Origin of the sequence: Halorubrum lipolyticum DSM 21995 (genome assembly GCF_000337375.1) — an archaeon.
In the GTDB taxonomy this organism is placed as follows: Archaea; Halobacteriota; Halobacteria; order Halobacteriales; family Haloferacaceae; genus Halorubrum; species Halorubrum lipolyticum.
The window spans coordinates 61,775-71,042 of the sequence record NZ_AOJG01000003.1; the positions used below are offsets into that span (position 1 = coordinate 61,775).

The window sequence follows — 9,268 nt, forward strand, 5'->3', positions numbered from 1 at the left end:
TCGCTATCGCTCAGCTTCGTTTACATACGTTCTTGCCACCACCGATCTGCAATACCCACTCCCGCTATCGCTCACCGCTGTGTCTGTACTGACCGCAATCGGACCGAGACCGATCACTGCCCGGTATTTAAACAAACCCAACTCAGCGAAAATCGCACCCGCGACTCCGAGTCCGCGTCGTCACGACCACTCGATCCGGTACACTTCGGTGTCGATCTCGCGGGCGGCCTCGGTGTGGTGGTCGAACTGCGCGTCGATCGCGAAGTCGGCGGCGAACGCGTGGGTGACCTCGCCGCCGTTGTCGGCGGCGAACGCCTCGACGAACTCGCGGCTGCCGGCGTTGTGGACCGAGTAGGAGACGGCGGCGACGCGGCTCGCGGTCGCGAGGAACCCGCGGTCGGCGTTCCGGTTCCCGTCCTGCGCGCCGAACGGGGGGTTCATCACGACGGTCACCGGGTCGGGCACGTCGAGCGGGAGCCGCGTCGCGTCGCCCTGGAGCCAGTGGACGGGGGCGCTGGCGGCGACCCGCCGCTCGTTTTCGGTCGCGGTCGAGAGCGCGCCGCGGTCGAGTTCGATCCCGAACACGCGCGCGGGACCGCGGAGCGCGGCGGCCAGCGCGAGCATCCCGGTGCCGGTGCCGAGATCGAGGACGGTCCGGCCGTCGACGTCGCCGTGGAGGTCCGCGAGGTGGACGACGTGCGCCGCGAGATCCGGGGGCGTCGGGTACTGTTCGAGCGCGGCGCTGGGGGCCTCGAAACCGGCGACCACGCCGAGCTTGGTCGCGAGCGAGCGCTTCGACGCCATCCGATCAGGCGGCGGACGAGCCGCCGTCGACGCGGACGAGTTCGACGCCCTCGCGGCGCGCGCGCTCGGCGAGCGCCGACAGCGCCGGCTCGGTCGCGTCTCGGTCGGCGACCTCGTCGAGCCGGACCTCGATCCGCCCGGCGCCGAGGAACGACGCGGCGCGGACGAGCTCCCGGAGCCGGTCGGCCTCGCGCTGGGTCGCGAGGGTGTCGCCGCCGTCGAACCGAGCGGCGACGGAGAGGGTCGCGGGCTGGTAGCCGCGGGCGGAGAGCTCGGCCTTGAGGTCGCGGAGGTGTCCCGGAGCGGTGCTTTCGAGGTCGGCGGCGTCGACGACGATGGGGTCGATCTCCGCCGGGCGACAGCCGCGGAGCGTGGCTTCGATCCCGTCGGACTGCGTCGTGCTCATACACCGTCATATGTAATAGTAATACAAAAACCTTTATGAATGTTTGATAGTAATATCACGGCGGTCACGTTTCGTGTTCGTTTCGGGGACGTATCGGTCGAACTCCGTGGTGTGACGGGGAGAATGACAAAAAGCGGAACGCACCGTACAGGCCTCGAAGCGCCGTTTTGATCGAGATCACGCGGATCCGCGTGACGGGAGCGACGCGCGGGGTCGGACAAAGGTTTAAATGCGGCAGTAACCAGAAACCTTATAATGGAACGTCCGAGCCGCCAGCGCCAACAGGAGCGGGAGACCGAGCGAGAGTCGGACGAAGAAACGCTCTCCTGTCCGGAGTGCGATTCGACCGAGATCGTCACCGACGCCGACCAAGAGCTGGTCTGTGAGGACTGCGGCCTGGTGCTGGACGAACAGAACATCGACCGCGGCCCGGAGTGGCGCGCGTTCAACCACTCGGAGCGGCAGTCGAAGTCGCGCGTCGGCGCCCCGATCACCGAGACGATGCACGACAAGGGGCTGACGACGACGATCGACTGGAAGGACAAGGACGCGTACGGGCGGTCGCTCTCCTCAGAGAAGCGGTCGCAGATGCACCGCCTGCGCAAGTGGCAGGAGCGGATTCGGACGAAGGACGCGGGCGAGCGCAACCTCCAGTTCGCGCTCTCGGAGATCNAGAAGCGGTCGCAGATGCACCGCCTGCGCAAGTGGCAGGAGCGGATTCGGACGAAGGACGCGGGCGAGCGCAACCTCCAGTTCGCGCTCTCGGAGATCGACCGGATGGCCAGCGCGCTCGGCGTGCCCCGGTCGGTACGGGAGGTCGCCTCCGTCATCTATCGCCGAGCGTTGAACGAGGACCTGATTCGCGGGCGCTCGATCGAGGGCGTCTCCACCGCCGCCCTCTACGCCGCCTGCCGACAGGAGGGGATCCCGCGTTCGCTCGACGAGGTCGCCGACGTGTCGCGCGTCCCGCAGAAGGAGATCGGGCGCACGTACCGCTACATCTCCCAGGAGCTCGGGTTGGAGCTGAAGCCGGTCGACCCGAAGCAGTTCGTTCCGCGCTTCGCCTCCTCGCTGGAGCTCAGCGAGGAGGTGCAGTCGAAGGCGACCGAGATCATCGACGTCTCCGCCGAGCAGGGGCTGCTCTCCGGGAAGTCTCCGACCGGCTTCGCCGCGGCCGCGATCTACGCCGCCTCCCTGCTCTGTAACGAGAAGAAGACCCAGCGCGAGGTCGCCGACGTCGCGCAGGTCACCGAGGTCACCATCCGCAACCGGTACCAGGAGCAGATCNTGTAACGAGAAGAAGACCCAGCGCGAGGTCGCCGACGTCGCGCAGGTCACCGAGGTCACCATCCGCAACCGGTACCAGGAGCAGATCGAAGCGATGGGCTTCCGCTAGGACCGCGATCCGGGCGCTCGATCAACGTGTCGGTGAGTCAGACGCTTCTCCGTGATCGGGTTTTTAATCGGCACCGAGCGTATCCTGCGACGAGATGTACTCTCAGATACTCGTGCCGACCGACGGCAGTCCGGCGTCGGACGCCGCGATCGAGCACGCGATCGACCTCGCGCAACAGTACGACGCCCGGCTGCACGCCCTCTACGTCGTCGACGGCGCGGCCTACTCGACGCTCGAAGCCGGCGCCGACGTCGTCGTCGAGGCGCTCGAGTCCGAGGGGAAGGAGGCCACCCGCCGCGTCGCCGACGCCGCCGCGGACGCGGGGGTCGACTGCGAGACGACGGTCGCCACGGGCACCGCGTACCGGTCGATCCGCGACTACGTCGACGAGAACGACATCGACGTGATCGTGATGGGGACCCACGGTCGGAAGGGGCTCGACCGCTACCTGCTCGGCAGCGTCACGGAACGGGTCGTCCGGACCTCCGACGTGCCGGTACTGACGGTGCGCCAGCCCGCCGATGAGTAGCCGTCGCCCGCGGACCCGGTGACGACGATGCGGGACTGGCTGTCACAGCGCGTGGCCTCCTCGCCGGACCACGCCGCGCTGATACGTGCCGAGGACGGCGAGGCGTGGACCTACACCGACCTCGACCGGCTCGTCTCCGAGACCGCCGGCCGGCTCGTCGCGCACGGGATCGAGGCGGGCGACAGGCTGGGCGTGCTCACGCCGCCGTACGTCGGTACCGTCGGGCTCGTCCACGCGACGATGCGGATCGGGGGAACGTTCGTCCCGCTGGGACAGGATCTCACCGAGCGCGAGCTCGCCGAGCGCGTCGAGCGGGCCGACCTCGACGCGGTGGTGTGCGCGGAGCCGACGGAAGACGCCGCCCTCGGCGCCGTGGAGGAATGCGGTGGCGGCGGCGAGCTTCCTGTGCCCGTTTTCTCCGTCGACGACCCGGCCGCCGAGGCCGTCACGGCGGTACACGGCGTCGATCCGGAACCGGTCGATCCGCCGGAGTGGGCGGACTCGGAGTACCTCTGTATCCTGTTCACCTCGGGGACGACGGGCGACCCCAAACCGGTCCCGCTCACCGCGGGCAACGTGTACAGCTCGGCCGTCGCCTCCGCGTTCCGGCTCGGGGTCGATCAGGGGGACCGCTGGCTCGTGTCGCTGTCGCTCCACCACATGGGCGGGCTCGCCCCGGTGTACCGATCGGTGCTGTACGGGACGACGCTCGTGCTCCGCGAGGGGTTCGACCCGGGCGGCACCGCCGACGACATCGACACCTACGACGTGACCGGGATCTCGCTGGTTCCCACGATGCTCCGGCGGATGCTCGACCGACGGGGCACCCTCTCCGACACGCTGCGCGTGGTGCTGCTCGGCGGGGCGCCCGCCTCGGACGAGCTGCTCGAGCGCTGTCGCGACTACTCGATCCCGGTGTACCCGACCTACGGGATGACCGAGACGGCCTCCCAGATTGCGACCGCGACGCCCCGACAGACGAGGGACCGACTCGGCACCGTCGGCCGACCTCTGTTCGCCACCGACGTGACGCTCGTCGACGGGGACGGGTCGCGGGTCGACGCCGGCGAGAGCGGCGAGATCGTCGTCGACGGCCCGACCGTAACGCCCGGCTACATCGGAGGCGTGCGGACGGAATCCGCCGACGCGCGCGACGGGGCGGGCGGAAGCGACGGTGTGGGCGGCAGCGCCGGAGGCGAACCGGACGCCGAGGCGCTCGATCGGTCGGCGTTCGGCCCGCACGGCCTCCACACCGGTGACGTGGGGCGCTTCGACGACGAGGGGTTCCTCTACGTGCTCAACCGCCTCGACGACCGGATCATCACCGGCGGCGAGAACGTCGAACCGGGCGAGGTGGTCGACGTGCTCCGGGAGTTCCCGCCGATCGACGACGCCGCCGTGGTCGGGCTCGACGACGACGTGTGGGGCGAGCGCGTCTCGGCGCTGCTCGCGGTCGGTGACCTGATGCGAGGCGATACGACGACCGGAGGCGGGGAGACCGGCGACGAGGGCGCGAACGACGGAGACGCGGGCGACGACGAGGCAGGCGACGACGGGGCAGACGACGCAGAGGCAGACGGTGCTGAGGCAGACGGTGCTGAGGCAGGCGACGCAGAGGCAGGCGACGCAGAGGCAGACGACGCAGCGGTAGACGAACCCGAGGGCGACGCGCCCCTGCTCGTGGACGAGGAGCGGCTCGTCTCGTTCGCCCGGGACCGGCTCGCGGGGTTCAAGATCCCGAAGACGGTCGCGTACGTCGACGAGCTCCCCCGAACCGTGTCGGGAACCGTCGACCGGGAGGCGGTGCGTCGGATCCTCCGTACCCGCGGACACGACCCGCGGAGCGATGCCGACTTGGAGACGGCCGGGTTCGAACCCGCCGAGCCGGCCGAGCCGGCCGAACCGACCGATTCCGACGAACCGACCGAATCCGCCGACTCTACCGAGTCGGCCGAACCGAGCGGGTCGACCGAGTCGACGGCGACACCGGCGGCGTCGGACGACCCGGACGAACGCGGAGAGAGCGACCGCGGAGACGAGAACGGCGACCGCAACCGCGATGCCGTCGACGACGGTGGTGACGGCGGCGGCGACAGCGACGGTGGTGACGGCGGCGGCGACAGCGACGGATCGGTGACCGAGCGTGACGAGAGCGACGAGGCCGGTGCGGTCGACGGGACGACGGACCCGCGGGATGACGCCGGCGACAGCGACGAGGCGGACACCGGTCACGACGACGAGGCGGACGACGACGCGGTGAACGACCGGGACGAAAAATAAACCGTCCCGGTGTTCTTCGTTGTTCCACGAACGTTTTGACCACGGGGTCCACAGGTGGGGGCATGGATCTGCTCGACGACAGCGTCGTTCCGGAGCACGCGAGGGACGTGAAAGCGGAGGCCCGCGAGTTCGCCGACGAGTACATCGCCCCGAACGCCGAGTCGTACTACGACTCGGGCGACTACCCGTGGGAGGTGCTCGAGGCGGGGATGGACGCCGGGCTCATCGCCCAGGACATCGGCGAGGAGTACGGCGGAAAGGGATACGACCTCGCGCAGGTGCTCGCGATCGCGGAGGAGTTCTACCGCGCCGACGCCGGCATCGCGCTCACGCTCCAGCTCGCGAGCTTCGGCTGCGAGATGGTCGAGCAGTACGGCACCGACGCGCAGAAGGAGGAGTACCTCCGGCCCGTCGCGGAGAACGACCAGATCTCCGGGCTGGCGGTCTCCGAGCCCGAGACCGGCTCCGACCTCGCGGGGATGACGACGAAGGCCGAGAAGGTCGAGGGCGGCTACGAGCTCACCGGCGAGAAGTACTGGGTCGGCAACGCGGTCGAGGCCGACTGGCTCACCGTCTACGCCAAGACGGGAGACGGCGAGGACCGCTACTCCAACTACACGCTGTTCATCGTCGAGACGGACACCGACGGGTACGAGGCGGAACACATCCCGGAGAAGATGGGGATGCGCGCCTCCAAGCAGGGCCACATCGTCTTCGAGGACTGCTTCGTCCCCGAGGAGAACGTCGTCGGCAGCGAGGGCGGCGGCTTCTACGTGCTCGCGGACTTCTTCAACCACGGCCGCGTGATCGTCGGCGGCCACGGGCTCGGGCTCGCCGCCGCCGCCATCGAGGAGGCCGAGGAGTTCGTCCACGGGCGCAACGCCTTCGGTCGCACCGTCAACGAGTTCCAGGCGGTCCAGCACACCCTCTCCGACATGCGGATCGGGTTCGAGTCGGCGCGCGCGCTCAACTGGCGCGCCTGCGAGAAGGTCGCGGACAACGAGGACGCCGGCTACTGGGCCGCGCTGGCGAAGACCAAATCGACCGAGGTCGCCACCGACTGCGCCGAGAAGGGCATGAAGCTCCACGGCGGCCGCTCGATCCTCACCGACCGCCGGATCGCTCGCGTCTACCGCGACGTGCGCATTCCGGTGATCTACGAGGGCGCCAACGACATCCAGCGGAACCTGATCTACCGGCAGTCGCGGTGAGCTGACGGGACCCCTCCCCGAGCGCGCCCGCCCGACGAAAACGCCAAGACGCCGCGGCGACACCACGACGTATGCGACTCGAGGACTACTGGGGGATCGGCCCGAAGACGAGCGAGCGGCTCGTCTCGGCGCTGGGCACCTCGCGGGCGATCGAGGCGATCGAGTCGGCCGACGTCCGGGCGCTCGTCGACGCCGGGCTCCACCGCGGTCGGGCGACGCGGATCCTCCGCCGCGCCAACGGCGAGGCCGGCATGGAGGTCCTCGCGACCGGCGACACGCGCTCGGTGTACGACGACCTCCTCACGCTGGCGGCCGGGCACGCGCTGACCGCCCACGCCGCCGACCGGATTCGGGTGTTGACGCCGCTCGCCGACCGGGACGCGGTCGAGTCCCGGCTCGACGAGGTGGTCGCCGCTCGCGACGCGTGGGAGGGGATCGCCGAGGCCGACCGCGAGCGGGTGACCGAGGCGTTCGACGCGTACGACGCGGCCGAGGGGTCGGACCTGGCGGCCGTCGAGACCGCCGTCGCGCTGCGCGAGGCCGACCTCACGGACGGCCCCTTCGAAGCCGTCGGGGCGCTGGACGGGGACGCCCTGCGCGACGCCGCCGACGCCCTCGCGGACGTGCGGGGCGCGATCGACCCGACGGGCACCGGGGGCGACGGCGAGATCGAGGTCGCTCGCGGCGCCGACGACGAGCTCGACCGCCTGCGCGATCGGCGCGACGCCGCGGCGGAGCTGGCGAACTCCGCGTTCGACGTGCTCGACGCCGTGCGAGACGGTTCTCTGCGCGACTTCGAGGCCCTGGAGGCGGCGACGATCGACCACGTCGCGAGCGAGACCGGCGTCGACCCGGCGACCGTGCGCTCGGTCGCGCCGGACGACGCGCTCGACGCCGCCGACTTCGTCTCCGCCACGCTCCGCGATCTGCTGGCGGAGCTGGAGGAGGCCGTCGCGGAGCGCGAGGAGACCGTCACCGCAGACATCCGCGAGCGGATCGGCGGGATGCGGGGCGGAAGCGGAGGGGACGGGGAAGGCGAGGGCGGCGACGGCGGCGACGGCGACCAAGAGGCGACCGGCACCGTCGCCCGGGCGGTCTCGGCCGTCTCGGACGCCGCGTTCCTGCTGTCGCTCGCGCGGTTCGCGGTCGCGTGCGACCTGACTCGGCCGACCCTCGTCGACGACGGCATCGCGGTCCGGAACGCCCGAAACCTCTTCATCGACGGCGAGATCCAGCCGGTGTCGTACGCGATCGGCACCCACTCGCTCGCGGGCGAGCCCGGCGTCGCGAGCGCGGAGGCGCCGCCCACGGGGGACCGCGTGAGCGTGCTCACGGGGGCGAACTCCGGCGGGAAGACCACCCTGTTGGAGACGCTCTGCGCGGTGGCGCTGCTGGCGTCGATGGGGCTCCCGGTGCCCGCCGAGGAAGCGGAGGTCGGCGCGTTCGACCGGATCGTGTTCCACCGGCGGCACGCCTCGTTCAACGCCGGCGTGTTGGAGTCGACGCTGAAGTCGGTGGTGCCACCGCTGGTCGCGGACGGCCGCACGCTCATGCTCGTCGACGAGTTCGAGGCGATCACGGAGCCGGGACGGGCGGCCGACCTGTTGAACGGGCTCGTCACGCTCACCGTCGACCGCGGCGCGCTCGGCGTGTACGTCACGCACCTCGCGGAGGACCTGAGCCCGCTCCCGGAGCCCGCCCGGATCGACGGCATCTTCGCCGAGGGGCTTACGAGCGACCTGGACCTGCGCGTCGACTACCAGCCGCGGTTCGGCACGGTCGGGAAGTCGACGCCGGAGTTCATCGTCTCGCGGCTCGTCGCGAACGCGAGCGACCGCGGCGTCCGCGCCGGGTTCGAGCACCTCGCCGGCGCGGTCGGCGAGGAGGCCGTCCAGCGCACCCTCTCGGACGCGGAGTGGTCGGCGGGCGATGACTGACGGCGACCCGGAGTCGTCCGGCGCTCCCGGGCGGATCCGGTCGATCGCGGTCCACCGCGACGACGTGGCGACCGCGCTGGAGGCGACCCTCCGGAGTGACCGCGAGGTCGTGCTCCGGGTGACGCCGCCCTTCTCGGGGCGGATGCGCGCCCGCCTGCACAGCCTCGGGGCGGTCGGGGAAGCGGACGCAGGCGGGGAGGCGGACGCGAACGGGGAGGCGGACGCAGGCGGGGAAGCGGACGCAGGCGAGGGGAAGGACGGGGGAGACGGTCCGGCACCGATCCACGTCGACCCGCGCGACCTCGTCGCGGACGTTCCCCCGTACCCGGAGGTCGACGAGACGACGACCGAACACTCGGACGCCGACATCGAGACCCGCCGGAAGCGACACACCGAGGCCGTCGAGTCGTGGCGCGCGCGGGTCCGAGGGTCGGTGGTCGACAGCGTCGAACTCGACGCCGGCGGTAGCGGCGGTGACGGAAGCGGAGAGACCGTTGAGGTCGACGTGGCCGCGCTCGGCTGAGCGCTCGCCGATTTATAAGACGCTGTCGGGATAATCCGGAGACGACGTATTCCGGATCTACCGGTCAATACGGGGACAGGGGCGAGCGATAGCGGGAGTGAGTATTGCAGATCGGTGGTGGCAAGATCGTATTTAAAAAGACATGAGCGACGGAAATGATCGTTTATAAATGGCAGGTGCGG

The 9,268-nt window shown here is 70.4% G+C and carries 8 protein-coding genes and 1 pseudogene; 7 read left to right on the forward strand and 2 right to left on the reverse strand.

Annotated features, from left to right (window positions below; all coding sequences use genetic code 11):
- Window positions 1-180: 180 nt before the first annotated feature.
- Together C469_RS01390 and C469_RS01395 are read right to left on the reverse strand one after the other, a co-directional pair.
- Window positions 181-804, reverse strand: coding sequence for an METTL5 family protein (locus C469_RS01390; protein ID WP_008003153.1), 624 nt, complete (start codon window positions 802-804; stop codon window positions 181-183).
- Window positions 805-808: 4 nt separating this feature from the next.
- The gene (locus C469_RS01395; RefSeq protein WP_008003154.1) at window positions 809-1,210 is read right to left on the reverse strand and encodes a hypothetical protein; all 402 of its coding nucleotides are present in this window, start codon (window positions 1,208-1,210) and stop codon (window positions 809-811) included.
- Between the two features lie 255 nt (window positions 1,211-1,465).
- On the opposite strand from C469_RS01395, the gene C469_RS01400 reads away from it, so the two are divergent.
- The 7 genes and pseudogenes from C469_RS01400 to C469_RS01425 all read left to right on the forward strand — a co-directional run bounded on the left by C469_RS01400 (window position 1,466) and on the right by C469_RS01425 (window position 9,086).
- Complete coding sequence (locus C469_RS01400; RefSeq protein WP_008003155.1) at window positions 1,466-2,503, forward strand: transcription initiation factor IIB; 1,038 nt, start codon at window positions 1,466-1,468, stop codon at window positions 2,501-2,503.
- Window positions 2,504-2,534: 31 nt separating this feature from the next.
- A pseudogene (locus C469_RS17715) lies at window positions 2,535-2,606 on the forward strand (hypothetical protein); the annotation flags it as partial.
- 94 nt (window positions 2,607-2,700) lie between these two features.
- Window positions 2,701-3,135 (forward strand): universal stress protein, encoded by a 435-nt coding sequence (locus C469_RS01405; RefSeq protein WP_008003156.1) that lies wholly within the window; start codon window positions 2,701-2,703, stop codon window positions 3,133-3,135.
- 27 nt (window positions 3,136-3,162) lie between these two features.
- The gene (locus tag C469_RS01410) at window positions 3,163-5,415 is read left to right on the forward strand and encodes a class I adenylate-forming enzyme family protein (protein ID WP_008003157.1); all 2,253 of its coding nucleotides are present in this window, start codon (window positions 3,163-3,165) and stop codon (window positions 5,413-5,415) included.
- A 62-nt stretch (window positions 5,416-5,477) separates the two neighbouring features.
- Entirely contained in the window at window positions 5,478-6,626 is a 1,149-nt protein-coding gene (locus C469_RS01415; RefSeq protein ID WP_008003158.1) for an acyl-CoA dehydrogenase family protein, read from the forward strand.
- A 71-nt stretch (window positions 6,627-6,697) separates the two neighbouring features.
- Window positions 6,698-8,563, forward strand: coding sequence for a MutS-related protein (locus tag C469_RS01420; protein ID WP_008003160.1), 1,866 nt, complete (start codon window positions 6,698-6,700; stop codon window positions 8,561-8,563).
- Window positions 8,556-9,086 (forward strand): hypothetical protein, encoded by a 531-nt coding sequence (locus tag C469_RS01425; protein WP_008003161.1) that lies wholly within the window; start codon window positions 8,556-8,558, stop codon window positions 9,084-9,086. The genes C469_RS01420 and C469_RS01425 overlap by 8 nt, the downstream gene beginning before the upstream one ends.
- Window positions 9,087-9,268: the final 182 nt, after the last annotated feature.

Excerpts from the sequence above, each read along its gene's own strand:
- C469_RS01390 (WP_008003153.1), bottom strand. The coding sequence starts at position 804 with ATGGCGTCGAAGCGCTCGCTCGCGACCAAGCTCGGCGTGGTCGCCGGT.
- C469_RS01395 (WP_008003154.1), bottom strand. The coding sequence starts at position 1,210 with ATGAGCACGACGCAGTCCGACGGGATCGAAGCCACGCTCCGCGGCTGT.
- C469_RS01405 (WP_008003156.1), top strand. The coding sequence starts at position 2,701 with ATGTACTCTCAGATACTCGTGCCGACCGACGGCAGTCCGGCGTCGGAC.
- C469_RS01410 (WP_008003157.1), top strand. The coding sequence starts at position 3,163 with ATGCGGGACTGGCTGTCACAGCGCGTGGCCTCCTCGCCGGACCACGCC.
- C469_RS01415 (WP_008003158.1), top strand. The coding sequence starts at position 5,478 with ATGGATCTGCTCGACGACAGCGTCGTTCCGGAGCACGCGAGGGACGTG.
- C469_RS01420 (WP_008003160.1), top strand. The coding sequence starts at position 6,698 with ATGCGACTCGAGGACTACTGGGGGATCGGCCCGAAGACGAGCGAGCGG.
- C469_RS01425 (WP_008003161.1), top strand. The coding sequence starts at position 8,556 with ATGACTGACGGCGACCCGGAGTCGTCCGGCGCTCCCGGGCGGATCCGG.